The sequence below is a fragment of the Paenibacillus sp. P32E genome, from assembly GCF_001909085.1.
Classification (GTDB): domain Bacteria; phylum Bacillota; class Bacilli; order Paenibacillales; family Paenibacillaceae; genus Paenibacillus_AQ; species Paenibacillus_AQ helianthi.
In genome coordinates this window covers 32,227-53,259 of sequence record NZ_LVYY01000035.1, presented here as the reverse complement: position 1 = coordinate 53,259, position 21,033 = coordinate 32,227, and the positions used below count along the sequence as shown (strand labels likewise).

At 51.5% G+C, this 21,033-nt stretch carries 14 protein-coding genes and 1 riboswitch; of the genes, 9 read left to right on the top strand and 5 right to left on the bottom strand.

Annotated elements, in window-relative coordinates; genetic code table 11:
- Positions 1-70 precede the first annotated feature (70 nt).
- Positions 71-166: riboswitch (glycine riboswitch) on the bottom strand.
- A gap of 184 nt (positions 167-350) precedes the next feature.
- The gene (gene gcvH, locus A3848_RS23135) at positions 351-743 is read left to right on the top strand and encodes a glycine cleavage system protein GcvH (RefSeq protein ID WP_074087240.1); all 393 of its coding nucleotides are present in this window, start codon (positions 351-353) and stop codon (positions 741-743) included.
- A 280-nt stretch (positions 744-1,023) separates the two neighbouring features.
- On the opposite strand, the gene A3848_RS23130 is transcribed toward gcvH, so the two are convergent.
- Positions 1,024-1,887 (bottom strand): flagellar motor protein MotB, encoded by an 864-nt coding sequence (locus A3848_RS23130; RefSeq protein WP_074087239.1) that lies wholly within the window; start codon positions 1,885-1,887, stop codon positions 1,024-1,026.
- On the bottom strand, positions 1,884-2,669 hold the full coding sequence (locus tag A3848_RS23125) for a flagellar motor protein (RefSeq protein ID WP_074087238.1): 786 nt from the start codon (positions 2,667-2,669) through the stop codon (positions 1,884-1,886). The genes A3848_RS23130 and A3848_RS23125 overlap by 4 nt, the downstream gene beginning before the upstream one ends.
- Before the next feature lie 180 nt (positions 2,670-2,849).
- Between A3848_RS23125 and uvrB the strand changes: the two genes are divergently transcribed.
- The 3 genes from uvrB to uvrA all read left to right on the top strand — a co-directional run bounded on the left by uvrB (position 2,850) and on the right by uvrA (position 8,268).
- Entirely contained in the window at positions 2,850-4,841 is a 1,992-nt protein-coding gene (gene uvrB, locus A3848_RS23120) for an excinuclease ABC subunit UvrB (RefSeq protein ID WP_074087237.1), read from the top strand.
- A 91-nt stretch (positions 4,842-4,932) separates the two neighbouring features.
- Positions 4,933-5,241 (top strand): hypothetical protein, encoded by a 309-nt coding sequence (locus tag A3848_RS31910; protein ID WP_178382063.1) that lies wholly within the window; start codon positions 4,933-4,935, stop codon positions 5,239-5,241.
- Between the two features lie 153 nt (positions 5,242-5,394).
- Entirely contained in the window at positions 5,395-8,268 is a 2,874-nt protein-coding gene (uvrA, locus tag A3848_RS23115; RefSeq protein ID WP_074087236.1) for an excinuclease ABC subunit UvrA, read from the top strand.
- Between the two features lie 102 nt (positions 8,269-8,370).
- On the opposite strand, the gene A3848_RS23110 is transcribed toward uvrA, so the two are convergent.
- Both A3848_RS23110 and A3848_RS23105 read right to left on the bottom strand, forming a co-directional pair.
- A complete protein-coding gene (locus A3848_RS23110; protein WP_074087235.1) occupies positions 8,371-8,607 on the bottom strand; it encodes a DUF3977 family protein in 237 nt (78 codons plus the stop codon).
- Between the two features lie 6 nt (positions 8,608-8,613).
- Entirely contained in the window at positions 8,614-10,263 is a 1,650-nt protein-coding gene (locus A3848_RS23105; protein ID WP_074087234.1) for a nitrite/sulfite reductase, read from the bottom strand.
- A 435-nt stretch (positions 10,264-10,698) separates the two neighbouring features.
- Here A3848_RS23105 and A3848_RS23100 point away from each other — a divergent pair, with 435 nt between their 5' ends.
- From A3848_RS23100 to galU, 5 genes are all read left to right on the top strand, one after another.
- Positions 10,699-10,908, top strand: a complete 210-nt coding sequence (locus A3848_RS23100; protein WP_074087233.1) for a hypothetical protein — start codon at positions 10,699-10,701, stop codon at positions 10,906-10,908.
- Between the two features lie 149 nt (positions 10,909-11,057).
- Entirely contained in the window at positions 11,058-12,233 is a 1,176-nt protein-coding gene (locus A3848_RS23095) for a S1C family serine protease (RefSeq protein WP_371916098.1), read from the top strand.
- A gap of 25 nt (positions 12,234-12,258) precedes the next feature.
- On the top strand, positions 12,259-14,178 hold the full coding sequence (locus A3848_RS23090; RefSeq protein ID WP_178382062.1) for a stalk domain-containing protein: 1,920 nt from the start codon (positions 12,259-12,261) through the stop codon (positions 14,176-14,178).
- 199 nt (positions 14,179-14,377) lie between these two features.
- Complete coding sequence (locus A3848_RS23085; RefSeq protein ID WP_074087228.1) at positions 14,378-16,897, top strand: U32 family peptidase; 2,520 nt, start codon at positions 14,378-14,380, stop codon at positions 16,895-16,897.
- Between the two features lie 271 nt (positions 16,898-17,168).
- Entirely contained in the window at positions 17,169-18,056 is an 888-nt protein-coding gene (gene galU / locus A3848_RS23080) for a UTP--glucose-1-phosphate uridylyltransferase GalU (protein WP_074087226.1), read from the top strand.
- A 129-nt stretch (positions 18,057-18,185) separates the two neighbouring features.
- Here galU and A3848_RS23075 read toward each other — a convergent pair whose 3' ends face one another.
- Positions 18,186-20,933 (bottom strand): O-antigen ligase family protein, encoded by a 2,748-nt coding sequence (locus tag A3848_RS23075; RefSeq protein ID WP_074087224.1) that lies wholly within the window; start codon positions 20,931-20,933, stop codon positions 18,186-18,188.
- Between the last annotated feature and the right edge of the window lie 100 nt (positions 20,934-21,033).

Here is a 21,033-nt window from a genome sequence, read left to right as displayed (position 1 = left end):
CAGCGCGCAGGTTTCCCCGTTGGTGATCCGAATCCCTGCCGGGCAGGTTTCAGATAGCTCTCCAGAGATGCGTCCGGCAAAGGTCCTTTTGCCTGAGAGATTCACCCTCCCGGGCTTACTCCTTCGGCGCTGTCTTCTCAGAGACAGTCTCTCCCTATGCCATCATTCGCAAACCGTATTGTTTTCTACTGACTCCATTAAAGCGGGTATACAACTCCGATGTCAACAAAAAAACGTCAAAAAGATGACAAATTTTATTTTCCTGTCAGTTATATTGACATTGAGCGGCGCAATAACTTAGTCTATAACTAATTTTATAACTCCAAATTTGGAAAAGAGGCGGCTTAAGAATGAGTGAAGTGCTAGACAACCTGTTGTACAGCGAAGAGCATGAATGGGCGCAGCAGGGTGAAGGGCGCACAGTACGTGTCGGAATTACGGACCATGCCCAGCATCTGCTTGGCGATATCGTATTCGTGGAGTTTCCTGAAGTGGGTGCGGCCCTCTCGGCTGGCGACAGTGTAGGCAGCATCGAATCCGTCAAGACGGTATCTGAGCTCTATTCTCCGGTATCGGGAACAGTGACCAAAATCAACGATGCACTCGAAGCCAGCCCGGAGCTGATTAACGATCAGCCATACAGCGGCGGATGGATTTTTGAACTGGAAATCACCGGGGAGTTTGCCGAAGTCGCGTCTGGACTGCTGGATGCAGCGGCTTATGGCAAGTTGATTGAAGAATAGAATAACCTACGGACACTAGTTTTCTGCATATAAAATAAAGACAGGCCTTCACATCGCATTTCGTGTTACTAATGTGTGAGGTCTGTCTTTTTTGTGATTTTTAATGTGTACTTATACATTGGAATCCGTCTTTAATTAGGGAATTCGAATAGCCCGGGAGACAACTGCGGTGCGATGTTCCAAAACACAGGATGTAGAGCGACCGCATTACCCGCGAACACTATGCACAGCAGGGCGAAATGTTAACGTGTACGCGGCCGTATGGCAGGCCTTATTAAGGCTACTCCTTTTCCTGGAGCTGCCGAAGTACCGTAATCTCCACGCGCCGGTTTTTCTGCCGTCCTTCTGGAGTAGAATTGCTCACAGCAGGACGGGTATCTGCATATCCGGCATATTGAAACGTATCCGGGTTCAATCCCTCTTTATCCAAAAAGAAGCGCAGCACCGAGAGGGCACGGGCGCCGGATAATTCCCAGTTATCGTTATAACGGGAACCAGCAGACACCGGCATATTATCAGTATGGCCTTCGATACTGATTGTTGCTCCAATGCCGCGGAATAGTCCTGACAGCTGACGCAGCGCAGGGAGGGCGGGCGCTTTGAGCTCGGCTCTGCCTACATCGAACAGGTAACGGTCACTGAGTGTAATGGCAATACCTTGCGGTTTATCCGCCACAAAAATCTGGTCACCCAGATGGTTGTCTTGGACATACTGGGTGATGACGCCCATGAGCGCAGCCAGTTTGGCTTCTTGCTCGCGGAAGGCCTGCTCACGCGCCGAAGGCTCCGGGTCGGCAGGGGGCGGACTGGCCGTCGGGCCGGTAGCCGCATTCTTTTGCTCCTGGCCTGTATCCGCGCTGTCTCCGTTCCCCCCGTTCTTCCCATTCCCCGTTCCTGCGGATTGTAGCCTTTTTTGACCCTCCAGAACACCATTTCCACCATCTAATACCGGATTTCCACTTTTAAAAGTGTCCGATAAAGAGCTCGTGACGATGTTGAATTTATGTGTATCCAAACTGCTCATGGCAAACAAAATCACGAAGAAAATAAGCAGCAGTGTAATCAGATCCGCGTAGGTGATCATCCACCGGTCGCGGTTCTCCCGTCCATCTGTGCGAGGCTTTCTGCGGTTTCTCTGTCTCATGAGGGACCTCTGGTAATATCGCTGCCGTGTTCCTTGGCGGAACGGTTCAAGAAGGAACGGAGCTTTTTACGCACAAGCTGGGGATGATCCCCGTTCTGCAGGGCAAGAATGCCTACCATAAGCATTTCCATAGTACCCAGCTCACTTTGGCTGCGGGATTTGATCTTGGAGGCAATGGGTAAAAATATTAGATTAGCGCTGGCCACACCGTATAGCGTCGCTGTAAAAGCAACTGCGATGGAAGCTCCCAAGTTAGAAGGATCGGTTAGACTGCTGAGCACGCGGATCAGACCCATAACCGTACCGATGATGCCCATGGTGGGCGCATAGCCGCCTGCGGCTTCAAAGATTTTGGCATAGCCTTCGTATTTGAGCTCTTTAGCATCCATCTCCAGTTCCAGAATCTGCCGGACCTGCTCGGGGTCTGTTCCGTCAACAATGAGCATGAGTCCTTCACTGGTAAAGGGGTCGGGATGCTCTTCGGCTCTTTTCTCCAGGGCCAGCACACCGCCGCGTCTTGTGATTGTAGCCATGGAGATCAGTTCTTCTGCCTGTTGTTCCATGGTGTCCGCATGTTTGCCAAAAGCTACCCGCACAGCCGCTGGGACGCAGCGCAGTCTGGAGGCCGGGAAGCTGATCAGCACGGCGGCAAGCGTGCCTCCGAATACAATGAGTGCAGCATTTAACTGCAGCAGGCCGGACAGGCTTCCGCCTTCCCAGAAAAAGCCGCCGATGAGTGCTGCTAGACCAGCCAGCAAGCCAATAATTGAAGTAATATCCATGAGTTCAAGCTCCTTAAATTTCTATATATTATGGTTTGCATGAATCTGGGCAACACTGTATAATAAACGGGAACAAGTATTCTTATCTTCCATATATTTCAGATCGTATGGAGAGAGAATCATCAGGGCCACAATTATAATATATTCATATATTTTAGACGATAGAGGGGAGACGGGCAAATGAATGATATTGTCGTCAGTACGCAGACTTTTCAGTTGGAGTCCGAGTACACACCCCAGGGCGATCAGCCTCATGCCATACAAGAGTTAGTGGACGGCATCCGGCAGGGCAAGAAGCACCAGACGCTGCTGGGAGCGACCGGTACAGGGAAGACCTTTACCATCGCACAAATGATTTCCAAGCTGAACCGGCCCACGCTGGTTATTGCGCACAACAAGACGCTGGCTGCCCAGCTTGCGAGTGAGTTCAAGGAGTTTTTTCCAAGTAATTCGGTCGACTACTTCGTCAGTTACTACGATTATTACCAGCCAGAGGCGTACATTCCCTCCTCCGACACCTATATCGAGAAAGATTCCAGCATAAATGAAGAAATTGATAAGCTGCGCCACTCTGCGACCAGTTCTTTGTTCGAACGGCGTGACGTCATTATTGTGGCCAGTGTTTCCTGTATTTACGGCCTCGGTTCCCCTCAGGAATACGGAAGCCTGCTGCTGTCGCTGCGTGTGGGTATGGAGAAGCCGCGGAATCAGATTCTGAGCCGGCTTGTGGATATCCAGTACCAACGCAACGACATTAACTTTGTGCGGGGCACTTTTCGCGTGCGCGGTGATGTGGTGGAGATCTTCCCGGCCTCACAGGGTGAGCATGCCATCCGTGTAGAACTGTTCGGCGATGAGGTGGAACGGATTACTGAAATTGATGTGTTGACCGGAGAATTAATCGGAGAACGCGACCATGTGGCTATTTTCCCGGCATCCCACTTTGTCACCCAGGAAGAAACCATGCGTGTGGCTCTGGTCAATATTGAGCGTGAGCTGGAAGAACGGCTGGCTGTGCTCCGGGATGCAGGTAAACTGCTGGAGGCCCAGCGTCTGGAGCAGAGGACCCGTTACGATATCGAGATGATGAAGGAAGTCGGCTTCTGTTCCGGGATCGAGAACTATTCCGGACCGCTCACCTTCCGTGAGCCGGGAGCAACCCCTTATACACTTATGGATTATTTTCCTGACGATATGCTGATTGTAATCGACGAGTCCCATGCGACATTGCCGCAGATTCGGGCGATGTACAACGGTGACCGCGCGCGCAAGACAGTTCTCGTGGAGCATGGCTTTCGCCTGCCATCCGCGCTGGACAACCGGCCGCTGCAGTTCGAAGAATTCGAAGACAAGGTGAATCAGATTGTATATGTATCCGCCACACCAGGCCCTTATGAAATTGAACATTGCGAGACGATGATTCAGCAGATTATCCGGCCTACGGGTCTTTTGGACCCGATTATCGAGGTTCGTCCGACAGAGGGGCAGATTGATGATCTGATCAGCGAAATCCGTGACCGGGTGGAACGTGACGAGCGTGTACTGGTTACGACTCTGACCAAGAAAATGTCCGAGGACCTGACTGATTATTTCAAGGAAATCGGCATCAAGGTCCGCTACATGCACTCTGACATTAAGACGCTGGAGCGTATGGCGATTCTGCGTGATCTCCGGTTAGGCGCCTTCCATGTTCTCGTGGGGATCAATCTATTGCGGGAAGGCCTGGATTTGCCGGAGGTATCCCTCGTCGCGATTCTTGATGCCGACAAGGAGGGTTTCCTGCGTTCCGAGCGTTCACTCATTCAGACCATCGGCCGTGCGGCCCGTAACTCCAATGGCCGTGTAATCATGTACGGTGACCGTATCACAGACTCGATGGAAAAGGCTATGTTCGAAACCCAGCGCCGCCGGGAAACGCAGATTGCCTACAACGAAAAGCATGGAATCACACCCACAACGATCAACAAGAAAGTGCGCGAAATTATCGAGGCCACTAAGGTTGCTGAGTCCAAGGCCGAGTATCTCACCGGCGTGGGCGGCAAGATGAGCAAGAAGGATCGCCAAAGTCTGATTCAGCGTCTGGAGGCCGAGATGAAGGATGCCGCCAAGAACCTGCAATTTGAGCGTGCCGCAGAGCTGCGCGACGCTCTGCTGGAGCTTCGGGCAGAGTGAGGTAGTGACTTATGCAAACTTGTTTTGCACAGTAAAGTACAGGAACGGCGCTGCATATGGCCGTTCCTTTTGGATAAATTGCTCTAGGCCCTTGCGTATCCCGAAGGGACAGCCCGCAGTTCGCAGTCTGCGCATCCCGAAGGGACAGCCTGCAGTTCGCAGTCTGCGCATCCCGAAGGGACAGCCCGCAGTTCGCAGTCTGCGCATCCCGAAGGGACAGCCCGCAGTTCGCAGTCTGCGTATCCCGAAGGGACAGCCCGCAGTTCGCAGTCTGCGTATCCCGAAGGGACAGCCTGCAGTTCGCAGTCTGCGTATCCCGAAGGGACAGCAGTTGTCCCTGAAGCGCCAACAGTCCAGCGGTCCCGTTAGGGACAAGCGCTCTTCAGTCCACATCAACTAAGCCCATCCGCCCTCACTCCTTCGCCAGCAGCATTGCGGGTGTCCAGAGGGTGCAACCCTTGGGGCCCTCCCTTGGCTAAGGGAGGGTTTGGGAGGGATCGAAAATATTTTGATATAGCTTTGTAATAGGCTTGATATCTAGGAGGTTATACCGTTGGCGAATGAAAATATTGTAATTAAGGGTGCCCGAGCGCACAATCTCAAGAACATTGACGTAACGATTCCGCGTGACCGCTTCGTCGTGCTGACGGGACTTAGCGGCTCCGGCAAATCGTCGCTTGCATTCGATACAATCTACGCTGAAGGACAGCGCCGTTATGTGGAATCCCTGTCAGCGTATGCACGACAGTTCCTTGGTCAGATGGAGAAGCCGGATGTTGATTCTATTGACGGGTTATCCCCGGCGATTTCCATTGACCAGAAGACAACAAGCCGCAACCCGCGTTCTACTGTAGGTACAGTTACGGAGATTTATGACTATCTCCGGCTGCTGTTTGCCCGGGTAGGACATCCGCATTGTCCGGATCATGGCATCGAAATTACTTCCCAGACCGTGGAACAGATGGTAGACCGGATTATGCAGTATCCCGAGAAGACCCGGCTGCAGATTCTGGCACCGGTAATCTCAGGGCGCAAAGGTGAACATAAGGGACTGTTCAGCGACATCTCGAAGCAGGGCTTTGTCCGTGTGCGCGTGAACGGTGAACTGCGTGAGGTTACTGAGGATATCGTGCTGGAGAAGAATAAGAAGCATACGATTGAGGTCGTGGTGGACCGTGTCGTCATTAAGGATGATGTACAGACCCGGCTGACGGATTCGCTGGAGACCGCGCTGAAACTGTCCGGCGGGCAAATTCTGGTTGATATCATTGGCCAGGAGGAGTTGTTGTTCAGCTCGAACTTTGCCTGTCCGATCTGCGGGTTCAGTATCGAGGAACTAGCGCCGCGGATGTTCTCTTTCAACAGCCCCTTCGGGGCTTGCCCGGAATGTGATGGGCTTGGTGTGAAGATGGTTGTCGACCCGGATCTTCTAATTCCTGATCAAGAGAAGAGCATTGAAGAAGGCGCCTTTTTGGCCTGGACCGGCAACACATCGAACTACTACCCGCAATTTCTGATGTCGGTTTGCGAGCATTTCAACATCCCGCAAAATGTGCCGGTAAACAGTCTGTCACCAGAACATATGCAGAAGCTGCTGAACGGAAGGGGGAGCGAGAAGATCCGCTTCCGTTATGAGAATGACTTTGGCCAGCGGAAGGACACGCTTGTCGTCTTCGAAGGGATTATTCCCAATCTGGAGCGGCGATACCGGGAGACGTCTTCCGATGGCATTCGTGAGTTCATTGAAGGCTTCATGAGTGCCAAGCCTTGCCATGTGTGCAAAGGTAAAAGATTGAAGAAGGAAATTCTCGCCGTAACGGTCAATGAACGGAATGTTGCGGATGTTACCGATCTGTCGATTGGAGATTGCCTTGAATTTTTCGACAACATTGCTCTGAGTGAGAAGGAAACAGCCATTGCCAACCTGATTCTCAAAGAAATCAGCAGCCGCCTCGGCTTCCTGGTCAACGTAGGTTTGAACTATTTGACGCTCAGCCGTGCAGCGGGCTCACTCTCCGGCGGTGAAGCGCAGCGGATCAGGCTGGCAACCCAGATCGGCTCCAGTCTGATGGGCGTGCTGTATATCCTCGATGAACCGAGTATTGGTCTGCATCAGCGGGACAATGACCGCCTCATCTCAACACTTGGGCATATGCGCGATTTAGGCAATACCCTGATTGTGGTTGAACATGATGAAGATACGATGATGGCTGCCGACTATATTATTGATATTGGTCCGGGTGCGGGTATTCATGGGGGGCAGGTCATGGCACAAGGCACACCTCAGGAGATTATGAATGATCCGAATTCCCTGACCGGGGAGTACTTAAGCGGACGCAAGTTCATTCCGGTTACCTCCAATCGGCGCGCTACAGATGATCGCTGGATTGAAATCCGCGGGGCCAAAGAGAACAACCTGAAGAATGTGAACGTCAAAATTCCACTTGGTGTTTTCACGGCTGTAACCGGTGTTTCGGGTTCGGGCAAGTCTTCGCTTATTAATGAGATTCTCTATAAGAGTCTGGCGCGTCAGCTGAATAAGGCTGTCAAGGTGCGGCCGGGTCAGCACAAAGAAATCCGCGGGCTGGAAAATCTGGACAAAGTCATTGAAATTGACCAGTCGCCAATCGGACGTACACCGCGTTCCAATCCGGCAACCTATACGGGTGTCTTCGATGATATTCGTGATTTGTTCTCCAAGACGAACGAAGCCAAGGTGCGCGGCTTCCAGAAAGGCCGATTCAGCTTCAATGTCAAAGGCGGACGCTGCGAGGCATGCCGTGGGGATGGCATTATTAAGATTGAGATGCACTTCCTGCCGGATGTTTATGTTCCCTGCGAAATATGCAAGGGTAAACGTTACAACCGTGAGACGCTGGAAGTGAAGTATAAAGGCAAAAGCATCTCCGATGTACTGGAAATGACCGTAGAAGATGCAACAGAATTCTTTAAGAATATCCCGAAGATTCACCGTAAAATGCAGACCCTGCTGGATGTTGGGCTAGGGTACATCAATATTGGTCAGCCGGGAACCACCTTGTCCGGCGGTGAGGCACAGCGCGTGAAACTGGCCTCCGAGCTATACCGGCGCAGTACCGGCAAGACATTGTACATTCTGGATGAACCGACAACGGGACTGCATGTAGATGACATAGGCCGTCTGCTTGAGGTGCTGCATCGTCTGGTAGACTCTGGTGAATCCGTGCTCGTCATTGAGCATAACCTCGATGTGATCAAGACCGCCGACTATATCATTGATATGGGCCCAGAAGGCGGTAGTGGCGGGGGGACTGTTCTTGCTACAGGAACACCGGAGAAGATCATCAAAGTGGAGGAATCCTACACTGGCAGATACCTGAAACCAGTATTACTCCGTGACACCGAGCGAACCAAAGCTCTCGAGCTGCAGACCTCAGATAGCATATAACCGTTAGGATTCGAAGCAGGGCAGAGGCGTATCTGGCTTGTAGCCGAAAACAGGAAAGGGCCGAGGAATGCACCACGGCCCTTTTACATAAATGGAAACTATTTAATGACTGCTGATCCCGATGATGATTTTGAAGGCATTGCGCGTTTTTCTTGAACGCTTGAAGCCCTCTCTAAAATCCATAATCCATACGGTCTTTCTTATCCATACTCTAATATACAATGAGTGGAATTTGATAGGGTGCACAACACCCCTTTCTTCGATCTCTGTGCCATCAGTCAGTTCCGTTTCCGTTCTTAGTAGCCATCTGTTGCCAACACCGAACTCAATATATTTCAGAAGACATTACTCCTTGGACGTAGTTACAGGTTCGGATTCCAGAATAGCGGTAAGCTGTTCCTGAAGGGCAGGTACGCCTACGCGTCCCGTAAATGCATGGAAATTCTCCTGGTCTTGACGCTGTTCCGTGTAGAAGGAAATGAGCTGCTCCAGAACGGGGCCCACCCGTTCTGCCTGTACGCGGCCCTTCAATGGCCGGGCGAATTCAGCTGCAGGACCATGGTCTCCGCAGCCAAGCGTTCCGCCAACAGCAATATCGAACGCATCGGTCATGCCGTCCGGTGTCTTGATCAGCGTGCCTTGCAGGCCGATATCGGCAACCTGCTTTTGTCCGCAGGCATTGGGGCAGCCGATGAAGTGAATGCGCAGCTTCTCATCAAGCCGGATATGCTCATCCAGATAGGCAGCGACACTGACAGCTCTCTGTTTGGTCTCGACGAGGGCCAGGTTGCAGAATTCATTGCCCGTGCAGGCGATTGTGCGGCTGATGAAGGGTTTGGCTGATGGGGACAGCCGCTGCAGCACTTGTGCATCCAATAGAGCGCTAAGCTTCTCATTCGGAACCCCGCTGATGATGATGTTTTGTGACATCGTGGTGCGGAGCTTGCCTTCACCGTACTGATCCGCAAGCTCGGCTAACTGATCCAGCTCATCGCTGTTCATCCGGCCGACGGGAACATTCAATCCAACATAACTGAGACCTTCCTGAACCTGTGGATGGACTCCGTCAAAATAAGCGGCTTGCCAGCCAATCGTCTGGTCCTCGCCGCGCGGGGGTAGCTCGCCTACGGCTTCAATCAGTTTTTCTTTGAATTTCTCCGCGCCCCAATCGGCGACAAGGAATTTCAGGCGGGCGTGATGACGTTTCTCCCGGTAGCTGTAATCCCGGAACAGTGTGATAACACCGGCAGCTACCTTCAGTGCCTCTTCAGGCTTAACGAAGACATCAAGCTTTTGCGCCAGATGTGGTTTGGCTGACAGTCCGCCGCCAACCATCAGATGGAACCCCAGAGTTTCAACACCATCGATGACTTTTAGCGCAGGTGTATAGGCCAAATCATTAATTTCCGCTTGTGCGTTATTGTACTTGTTAGCAGACACGGAGATTTTGAATTTGCGGGGCAGGTTGGAGAAGTCACGGTTCAGCATAAAAAAGTCATTCAGTTGCTCTACTATATCCGCCGTATCAAACAGCTCATCCTTGTCGATCCCTGCCAGCGGGTTGCCGACGATTGTCCGCGGACAATCGCCGCAAGCTTCGAAGGAATACAATCCGGCGGCTTCGAGACGCTTGAAGATATCCGGCAGATTCTCGACAGTAAGCCAGTGGAACTGGATGGCTTGGCGTGTAGTCACATCAACCAGGTTCCGCCCGTACAATCTGCCGATTTCAGCCAGTGCTCTGGCTTGACCTGAAGTCATAATACCGGTGTTGATCCGCACGCGCATCATGAAATGGCCATCCCGCGGCTTTTGCTGATATACCCCGGCCCATTTGAACAGATCCATATCATCGGCCGGGATGGAGCTGTAGCCCTCCAGGGCATATTTTTCAATAATGGTGCGGATCACATCCAGGCCGTCCTTCTGCAGTTTGACGAATTCGAATTTGCTCAGTTTCTCGGGAGCAGCATTCCATATCGGTTCGTAAGCCATATCTAACTTCCTTTCTGGTGATGTATCGGATGAATCAAGAAGCCCTAAGATTATAAGCCCGATGGTAACATAGCCTGGAGTCATCCGGCAGTGAGGGTTGTAGCACAACAGTATAACGATTGTTTATCAAAAAATAAGGACTTGCTGATAGTTCAAATAGACATACCTAGGGCATGTCCGTCGTAAGATTCAAAGAGGGGTATATTCGTTGATTAATAGATAAAAGCTGAGTTCTTTGACAAAGAGTGCACAACAGCTACTTTTGTGATCTAAATTGCTGATGTGCAGTATATTTTTCCGGAGAAAAAAATTTTTTGTGACAATTACATAATTTTTTAAGGATTTTCTATTGCGTCACTGAAATGGTAGCGATAACATAGAAGGAGATATGGAATAGATGAACTAGCTTGACAATACTCTTGGGGAGGTAATGCCATGCTGCTTGCTGAAGCTGCCGCGCAAGGACCGTCTAAATTTCATACCTTCGATGTATTTATGATTTTGTTCACCGTTCTGATCTTCATTGGAGTGATTCGGCTGCTACGGGCACCTCAGAAGAACAAATTCGCTATTGCTTTTGGAGTGGTGAGTCTGTTGGTGTTCGTGGTTTCGGACTATGCAATGGTGATGAACTGGATAAGTTAGTACACAAGTGACAATTACAGAGCATTATATTCTAGGAAGACACCTTTAACCGCCACTGGCGCTGCTGAAGGCGTCTTTTTATCATTACTAAAGGGTATATCCATTAGATTTCAGCAATTCATAGATACAGAGAGGGCCGGTGAAGACGGATGTGGTGGGGGAAACGAAAGTATAGAAAGAGTCTAGGCTTGCTACTGTGCGGAGTGCTGCTGTCCGGTACGGGGAGCGGTGCCCATTCAGCACTTGCAGCGGTAATTCAAGACAGTAGTCAGGCTGGAGCCAAGGACTTCAGGGTTGGGGCTTTCAAGCAAGTAGGAACCGCAACAGCTGCCGGCAAAAAGAATGTGGTGATGACAGATGACGCGGTGCCGCAGATTATAAAAGAGGTGTCCCCCTCTGTGGTGGGCATTATCGGCAAATATTCCGGTGACCGCAGCAGCGGACCGGATGACCGGTACAATCTGACCCATGGCTCGGGAATTATAGTCAAAGCGGACGGCTGGATTATAACCAATGCGCATGTCATAAAAGACTTGCAGAACGCGGTAGTGGTAACGTCAGACGCTAAAAGCTACAACATCACAACATCCTATATCGATGAAGTCAGTGACCTGGCGCTAATCAAAATCAATGCCAAATCCCTGAAGCCCGCCAGGTTTGCCAGTCCATCAAGCAAGCTCCAGGTGGGGGAAAAGGTGATTGCTATCGGGACCCCTATTTCCTTTTCGCTGCGGAATTCGGCTACAGTGGGTGTGGTCAGCGGACTGAACCGGGCCGTCGATGCCGCCTATCGTCTGATTCAAAGTGATACGGCTATTAACCCCGGGAACAGCGGCGGTCCACTGGTCAGTATGAAAGGGGAAGTGCTGGGGGTGAACAGTCTGAAATACGCTGCGGTTGGTGTGGAAAATATGGGATTTTCCATTCCGGCGGATACCGTTCAGTACATCATGAACCAGTTGTTCAAATATGGTGAGGTAAAACGTCCCAGCCTGGGCCTGGAGCTTGAGGAGAGCTGGTCCGCGATTGTTGGGCTGCCTGCACAGGACCCGCTGACTGTAACCAAGGTCGTATCTGCAGAAGCAGAACAGGCAGGAATTAACGCAGGCGATGTGCTGTATGCGATTGACGGACATCGTGTTGCTTCACTGGTGGATATCAATGAGTGGTTCAAGAGTTATAAACCGGGTGCAGCAGTGAAGTTGCTGATGCAAAGTGACGGGGATATTGTGACCCGCAAGCTGGTGCTTAGTCAGGGTGACCCGCTGACCGGAGGAGAGGGGGGGGAAGGTGATGGAGATGCTGAAGCACAGACAGAAGAATAGCGGGCTGCCAGTGGAGGTACGACGGATGACAAAAAGCAGAATGATGCGGTGCGGGATGTGCGCGTTGCTGGCTGTGTTAATGCTGCTGGCAGGTCTGCCACTCCAGCAGGCGCAGGCAGCGGAGCAGAAGCAGCTGCAGCTGAATCTCAAGGTCGGTAGCACTACCGCAACCGTAAACGGCGAGAAGGTTGTGATTCCAAAGCCCATAGAGGTTAACGGAACGGTGCTCGTGCCGCTGGGTATATTCAAAAAAGCTTTCGGCAGCACAGTCTCCCTTGAAGCGGACAATGTGGTTAAGGTGATGTACGGGCCCCACACTGGGGCGATGACCATCGGCAGTACAACTGCCTGGAAAGACGGGGTCAAGATCACGCTGCCCGTAGCCCCGCGTATGGTTTCGGGAACACTGCTCGTACCGATGCGCTTTGTGGCCGGAGTTCTGGGAGCACGGGTCTCTCCTGGCAGCGGTGGTGGACTGCTGATCACGCTCTCGCCATCAGAGGTTGATGAAGAAACGCCGGGGAGCAGCGGAATCGACAGTGATGTCGGCAAAACACGGATAGGCAACAGCTACTATGGGTGGAGCATGAACTATCCATCCGGTCTGGTGGTCGGTGACAGCGGCGGCAATGAAAGTGTAGCGACTTTTACAAATACAGAGAATCTGTATTATCTGGAGGTTCACGTTTCACCGCTGGAAATAGCGGCAGATCCCGATGAATTGCTGGAGAGACTGGTTCGTGCGGCAGAAGAAGGCGGGGAGACGATTCTGGACCGGGTGGTTTTTCCGAATGCGGAGGTTCCCTACGCCCGAATTGTCAGTAAGGATTCCAGCGGTGCTCTGTGGGAAGGACGTCAATATTACAGTAACGGAAAATTATACGAGCTCTACCTGACTGACGATAATGCAGGGAATTACAAGGATCTGAATCCATACGCTTCACTGTTGAACTCATTTATCCCTTCATTTAATGCCGGCGACAAAAGTATCCGCGATCTCTCAACGGTCAAAAACGGTCTGCGCGAAGGATACAACGACGATTACGGAATAACTCTACAGGTTCCTGCAGGTTGGACTATGGATGATCAACACCTGTATTACGAGAGTAACAAGGGAAGCCATCTGCTTGTAAAGGTTTCTTCAGCGCCAACCGGGTCTACACTGGAGAGCTGGAGCAAAGATCTGGATTCACAGGTTAGTGATACCTTTATGCCGGGTGCATATGCCATGCAGAAGGATATAGAGGCCGTGGTCTCCGGTGAGCCTGTGCGCGTGAAGGAAACGGATCTGAATCCGGGCAGCGGCTGGAGTACAGAGTATCAGATCCTTTTGCAAAAATCCGGCTACCGCTACTACGTCGAATATTTGGCAGCAGCAGGGCAGGATGAGGATAAGGCTCGATTTAAGACGATCTTAAGCTCTATTGATATTGATTTTTCCAGAATCAAGGAGAACTTTGGCAGGCTGGAAACCGATGATTACATAGCGCTCCGCAGCCAGGCTGTAACCAAAAGCTCCAAGACCTACGGCTATAGCATAGATATTCCACGGCTGTGGATACCTTATCAGGATGTTTTTGAGAGTCAGACCGTAGAATACCGGTTCACCGGCGGACGCTTCCAGATCAATGCTACCCCTGAGGGTTCCGTGGATTATGCGGTAGGCTTGCTGCAAAGTTACTACAAGAACAGCAAAAATGATCCCAAAGGCCCTCAGCTAATCAGCATGGAGGAGATTACGTTTGCGGGAGTCCCGGCCACGCTGCTGACGGTCCGCCAGACTAGGGGCGGTATCCCTGGACATATGAAGCAAGTGGTTTTTGGTAAAAATGATCTGGTCTACACCCTCACCATAAACGTGAATGACGCCAACTCGACGCCTGCCCAGCAAGCAGCTCTCGATACAACGCTGAAGTCCTTCCACATAGCGGAGGGTGGGGAGTAGGGGATTACTAATGTAATTACGTGGTCTGACTAAGAACGTCCTATTGCCATTCTTGGCAGGTTGGGGCGTTCTTTTTTTTAATTAACCATATCCCTATAAATCTTGGCAAATCAATGGCGAACTGGTGTGATGTTTGATACAATTAACAGGTTAAAAAGCTTTAAATGACCCGCCGGTAAGGCGGTTTGGGAGGATATAAATGAACGAGCAAGGAATACGCAGAGAAGACGTGGAGCTACTGGCTCCGGCGGGTGACTGGGACTGCATGCGTGCGGCGGTGGCGAATGGGGCGGACGCTGTCTTTTTTGGCGTAGAAAAGTTTAATGCACGGGCGAGAGCGAACAACTTCCGCATGGACGAGCTGCCGGAGATTATGGCATTCCTGCACAGCTATGGTGTGAAGGGGTTCCTGACCTTTAACATACTGGTATTTGAGAATGAGCTGCCTGACGCTAAGGAACTGATTGATGCTTGTGTAGATGCGGGTGTGGACGCAGTAATCGTGCAGGATCTAGGGCTGGTCAAAATGATCCGCGAGATCTCCCCGGACTTCCCGATCCATGGCTCTACGCAAATGACGATTACTTCACCGGAGGCGGTGGAGTTCACCAAGCCTTGGGGGCTGGAGCGCGTAGTGCTCGGCCGCGAGAATAACCTGAAGCAAATCCGTACGATCGGGGAGCAGGCCCGCCTGCCCATGGAAGTTTTTGTACATGGGGCGCTGTGCGTATCCTATTCCGGCCAGTGCCTGACCTCGGAAATGTGGGGCGGACGCTCCGCTAACCGCGGGGAATGCGCTCAGGCCTGCCGTCTGCCGTATGACCTGATGGTGGATGGCGAGATCAAGCCGATGGGCGATGTCACTTATCTGCTGTCACCTAAGGATCTGGCAGCGATTGATCTGATGCCGGAGCTGATCGAGGCAGGAGTCACCTCCTTCAAAATCGAAGGCCGCCTCAAAAGTCCGGAATATGTAGCTAATGTGGTAGGTAAATATCGTAAGGCAATTGACCGGTATTTTGAAGGGAACTGGTCACCGACCTCCAAGGAAGATATCCGTGAGCTGCAGCAGAGCTTCTCCCGCGGCTTCACGCATGGCTTCCTGGAAGGCACAAACAATAAAAAGCTTGTGGACGGCACCTTCCCGAAAAGCCGCGGCGTCTATATGGGGACCGTAGAGCAGATTCTGCGTGATGGTGTAGTGTGCCGCATTCATGCACCGCTGAAGCGTGGGGATGGCATTGTTTTTGACGCCGGCGATCCGACGAAGAAAGAAGAAGGCGGACGCGTCTACGATCTGCGCCGCAAAGGCGTGAAGCTGGAAGGCGAAGCCGGGGAAGGCTGGATCATTGATATCGTGCCAGGACGCAATGACGTGGATCTGCGCCGCCTCCATGTCGGCGACCGCATCTGGAAGACGAATGACCCTGCGCTGGACAAGGCGCTGCGTCAGACCTACGAAACCGAGAAGCCTTACCGGGTCTTCCCGGTGCATGTGAAGGTAGAGGGGCGGGCGGGTGAGCCGCTTGCCACCTGGTGGACCGACGTTCAGAAGAACGTGACGGTCCGCGTGGATTCGGAGCTTCTGCTGGAAGCCGCGCAGAAGCGTCCGATGGATGCCGCCCTGCTGGAGGAGCAATTCGGCCGCCTGGGCGGGACCGTATTCCAGCTGGAGGCTATGGAGTCGCACCTGGAAGGCGACGTGATCGTGCCTATGCGCGAGCTCAACAGCATCCGCCGCCAGGCGGTGGAGCTGCTTGCGGGCGAGCGCCCGAAACCTCCCGTCTACGTGAAACGGGAGGTTGAGGTCTACGGCGGCGCTTCCCGCAGGGGCGCCGCAGGTCCGCACGGTGAAGCGGAGCTCACCGTGCTGTGCCGCAGCCTGCCGCAGGTGCAGGCTGCCCTCGAAGCCGGCGTAACGAACATCTACGCCGACTTCGAATTCATCAAGCAGTTCCCGGCAGCGGTGGACGCTGTACGGGCTGCAGGGGCCAGTATTGCGCTGGCTACGCCACGCATTCATATGCCAGGCGAGAACGGTTACCATGCCAACATCCTGCGTTTGCAGCCGGATGCTGTCCTGGTGCGCAATACCGGAGCGCTCTATTACTACTTGAAGCGCCGCATGGAGCAGCCGGATGCCGTACATCCGCGCCTGATCGGCGATTTCTCCCTGAATATCGCCAATCACAAAGCGGTAGATCTGTTCCTGAACGCAGGCTGCGACGCAGTAACACCGTCCTACGACCTGAACATCCAACAGATGGTCGATCTGCTGGAACATAGCGATACCTCGCGAATGGAGGTCGTGATCCATCAGCATCTGCCGATGTTCCACACCGAGCACTGTGTCTACTGCACCTTCATGAGCGAAGGCACAGACTATACGAACTGCGGCCGTCCCTGCGAGGAACAGCGAGCTTCCCTGCAGGACCGCATCGGCATGGCCCACCCTGTTCGTGTAGATGAGGGGTGCCGTAATACAGTCTACAACGCAGTGGAGCAGTCTGGAGCGGAATATCTGAACAATTTCCGTGAGCTCGGTGTGAACTCCTTCCGTGTCGAGTTTTTGGAAGAAACGCCGGAGCAGGTTGCTGAGGTCCTCAGCCTCTATAGCCGTGCGCTGCGCGGAGAGATTTCCGGGACACAGGTATGGAAAAGCCTCAAGGCTACCAACCAGCTTGGAGTTACGCGCGGTCAATTGGTGAACGCGAAGTAAGCCGGAACGTTCGGGCGGTGTTCGATTAGCAACAACGCAGGTTCTGTTTGTATAGTGCCTGCATTTCGCCCCAATAAATCCCAGGGTTAGTGTAGTTAGGAGCTTGTAGATAAGCTCTTAGCGCACCGGCCCTTTTTTAATACATATCCCTTGCGGCCTCAATAACATCCCTGCCAAAACACACCCATAACTGCTATAATTAAAGCAAATATGCCATTTTCCCTTTAGTAATGAAATGGAAATTAGAGAAGATCATAGAAGGAGTCCTGTCATGAAGATCCGTAAAGCTATTATTCCCGCAGCCGGTCTTGGCACCCGTTTTCTGCCGGCGACCAAAGCCATGCCCAAAGAAATGCTGCCGATTGTAGACAAACCAACCATCCAATACATTGTTGAAGAAGCGGTCGCTTCCGGCATTGAGGATATCATTATTGTAACGGGGAAAGGCAAACGTGCGATCGAAGACCATTTTGACAATTCATTTGAGCTGGAATTCAATCTGGCCGAGAAGCAAAAGTGGGAGCTGCTGGAGTCTGTGCGCAAATCCTCCGAAATGGCCGATATCCACTACATCCGTCAAAAGGAACCTAGAGGCCTGGGTCATGCTATCTGGTGTGCCCGTAAATTTATCGGCAATGAGCCATTTGCTGTTCTTCTGGGGGATGATATTGTCGAAGCGGACAAACCCTGCCTGAAGCAGATGATTGAAATTTACGAACAATATAAATCCTCCATCGTAGGCGTTCAACCTGTGCCTTGGGAAGAGGTTTCACGGTACGGTCTGGTGGACGGTACGGAATTGGCTGATCGGGTCTTCAAAGCAAACCGATTGGTGGAGAAGCCCAAGAGAGAGGAGGCTCCGTCCAACCTCGCGATTCTGGGGCGGTATATCCTGACTCCGCGTATCTTTGACATGCTTGGCGAGCAGCAGGTAGGGGTAGGCGGAGAAATCCAGCTGACCGACGCCATCTCCCGCTTGAGCGAAGTGGAGCGCATTATTGCTTATGATTTCGAAGGCAAACGCCATGACGTCGGCGAGAAAATGGGCTTCATCCAGACCACCATTCACTACGCGCTTCAGCATGAGGAGCTCAAGGAAGGCCTGCTCGACTACCTCAAAGCAGTGATTGACAGCGAAGCACAGAAAGCAGCGAAGTAAAGGCTACCGATAGCATTTTTTTGACCCTGGCCCCCGGATTCATCTCTAACTAATTATTATTCAATCCAAAAAGAGCGCCTCACTGAACTCAGTCAGTGGGGCGCTCTTTGATTTACAATCTCATTTCCCTTAGTACTGCGTATTTACAATAGCATCGATCTGAGCGGCTTCCGCTGGATCTGCGGCAATCAGCTTGTCATAGACTGGCTGATCTTGAGCAGCATTTGCTTTCTTTAAGGCGGCCAAGTACCAACGGGCAATCTCGCGGTTGGCTGCATCCTTATAATCTTCGGACAGGCCAAGTTTCAAGGTATTGGAGGCCGCTTGAACTTGACCTGCCATCAACTGGATTCTGCCCGCATTGAGTGCAATTGCAGGAGTGACAGGGAGTGACTGGACCAGCAAGTCGGCTTGTACCTGGTTGTAAGCATTAATCCCGACATTTAGATACATGACTTTACCGTCAGCATCCTGCTGGGTGAAAGCCTGCTGAGCCAGCTCATAAGAGCGGGCAATAAGCGAACTGTACCAGTTCGTATCCCAGAGGGTTTTGCTGTTCACAACATCTGCATAATGATCACCAAGCCCAAGCTTTAGGGTCGCCGTGGCTTCCTCGTTTTGTCCTGCGATCTGCTGCATTTTTGCCGCATTCAGAGCAATCGTCGGTGTTACCGAGAACGGACGGCCCTGCAGCTGCTCAGGAGGCAGAGTTTTCAGATGCTCCACACCATCCGTTACATGCTTATAAGCATCAAGTCCTGCAGTTAGGTACTCCTGCTTCTTAGCTTCGTCCTTTTTGGCATTTGCGGCACTTGCCAGCGCCTGGGAGCGGCTGATCAGAGCATCATACCATTCAATATCCCAGTTAAACTTATCTGCGTTGTCCCGATAGACAGCGAAGGAGAGCTCGCTTTGGCCTTTCAATTCATAAGATGTAGCCAATAGCTGGAGCAGCTTCTTGTTATATGGCTCATCCTTAAGCGCACGGTTGATCACGGTGAACGATTCGTTCAAGTACTGCTGATCCTGAGTTTGGCCATACACCTGCTGGTCCATAGAGGCGAGGTATGCCGCTGCTTCCGGATGGTATGGACGATCCTTTAACGCGGCTACCAGAGGTGCCTTGAGCTCCTCATATGATTGACTTACACCCATCAACTCCTTGGCCTTCACGGCCGAACTACTGGAGCTAATGGCGCTAATCGACAGGAAGAGCATAAAGGCTGTTCCGATAGCCAGGGCTGCAAGGTAACCATAGCGTACCCCTGTTGTATTCCAATTCCGGCGCAGCGGCTTGCTGTCCATGGCAACGCCCATTCCGGCAAGACCGATGAATATCAGAATGCCCATAAAAGCATAGCTGAGATTGAAATCCAGCAAGCTGTGGAGAAGAATCGATAAAGCAATAATATAGAAAAAGAATCCATTCTCAAATTCATTTTTATCCCGTTTAAGATATCCACGAATGTATTTGTGGAAAATATAGCCGATAAAACCCATGAACACGATAAATCCGACAATACCTACCTCAATCAGATATTGCAGGAAGAAGTTATGCACCTGGCGGCTTGTATACGGGTTGTTCTGATAGTGCTCATACAGCGAAGTCCAGCCCCCGCCCCCTGCTCCAAGTATCGGATAGTCCTTAATAACCTTTACGGCATCCTTATAAAAAGTAATACGTTCAAGTACACTGTGCTGCTTGAAGTTGATGTTCTCCAGACGTGTTTCCATGTTGGCAGGAAGTACGGTGCGTACGCTTGTACCGATCAACAGGAAGGCAACAACCGCAACCAGCACAACTGAGAGGAGCGGTAGCCACAGACTAGAAAGCTTGCGTGATTCCCAGCCGCCGAGCTTGTTCTGCAGCCAAGGAGAGAGATACTGCTGAATGGCCCAGCCAAGTACGGCGACCACAGCAGAGGCCCCAAGCAGATAAGCCCAGCCCTTTAATGCTGCAGCAGAAGTGAAAGCTGTATTCAGTTCCGTCCCAAGATTGGTCATCGGGCCCGCAATGGCAAGCGAGGCAATGCCGGCAATAGCAAGATGAATAATCCAGAGAATCTGCTTTGCAGGCTTCAGGGACAGTAGCAGAAGAATGAAGACCACAGGCAGCATCACTAATCCCCCGCGGGACAAGGTCAGCAGCAATGAAATAATGATAGGAACGAGCATGAATCCATGCGTCAGCGTTCCATACCACTTCTTGGATCGAACCAACGCGAAGACAGCCACAAATAGAAATGCCATCAGAAAAGCCGCGTATGTATTCGCATATTGGAAAATCGAGGTCAACCGCAGGCCATTGGAGTCCGTCATTACCGCATCCAGATATTTGCCTCCGCGTACAGTATCGGAGAACCACCCCACCAAACCTCCGGCTAATTTCCAGCTGCCCAGCCAATTTAGCAGACCAAAACCTACAATAAAATAAGAAATAGCCAGTATAGCATTTTGAATGACAACATTTAGTTGCTTTTGCTTGAGCAGATATAACGCTATAATGAAGACTGCAATATACATACTCTGAACAAAGAGGATATTCATCGCCATATAATGCGAAACAGCGACAAACAATGACAGGGCATACGTTATAGGAAGCAGCAGCGAAGCCACAACCAGCAAGTCGCGTTGTTCCTCCAGCTTGAACTTCTTATAGAACAAGCCCATCCAGACCAGCAGCAAAAGACCGCTGAGTAAGGAAGACACATAAATCGGCTTTTCAAAGTCGATCTGCTGCCCATTAAACAATCCTACCTGAAATGGGGTCCATACCAAAAACATAATGAAAGCAACAACCAATGCCCACACCGGGCTGGATATCTTTTCAACATTTCTCGACTGAGCTGCATTTTTACCGTATACTGGTTTCGACACGTTTTAATCTCCTTTTCCTGTAGGTACGTCAATATTTTAGCATACGCGTTTACTCATAGTCAGTAAAAAATGAATTTTTAATAAGATTGGGAAACTACAT

Bases quoted from the DNA above. Each gene is read 5' to 3' on its own strand.
- gcvH (WP_074087240.1), top strand. From the start codon at position 351: ATGAGTGAAGTGCTAGACAACCTGTTGTACAGCGAAGAGCATGAATGG.
- A3848_RS23130 (WP_074087239.1), bottom strand. From the start codon at position 1,887: ATGAGACAGAGAAACCGCAGAAAGCCTCGCACAGATGGACGGGAGAAC.
- A3848_RS23125 (WP_074087238.1), bottom strand. From the start codon at position 2,669: ATGGATATTACTTCAATTATTGGCTTGCTGGCTGGTCTAGCAGCACTC.
- uvrB (WP_074087237.1), top strand. From the start codon at position 2,850: ATGAATGATATTGTCGTCAGTACGCAGACTTTTCAGTTGGAGTCCGAG.
- A3848_RS23105 (WP_074087234.1), bottom strand. From the start codon at position 10,263: ATGGCTTACGAACCGATATGGAATGCTGCTCCCGAGAAACTGAGCAAA.
- A3848_RS23100 (WP_074087233.1), top strand. From the start codon at position 10,699: ATGCTGCTTGCTGAAGCTGCCGCGCAAGGACCGTCTAAATTTCATACC.
- A3848_RS23095 (WP_371916098.1), top strand. From the start codon at position 11,058: ATGTGGTGGGGGAAACGAAAGTATAGAAAGAGTCTAGGCTTGCTACTG.
- A3848_RS23090 (WP_178382062.1), top strand. From the start codon at position 12,259: ATGACAAAAAGCAGAATGATGCGGTGCGGGATGTGCGCGTTGCTGGCT.
- A3848_RS23085 (WP_074087228.1), top strand. From the start codon at position 14,378: ATGAACGAGCAAGGAATACGCAGAGAAGACGTGGAGCTACTGGCTCCG.
- galU (WP_074087226.1), top strand. From the start codon at position 17,169: ATGAAGATCCGTAAAGCTATTATTCCCGCAGCCGGTCTTGGCACCCGT.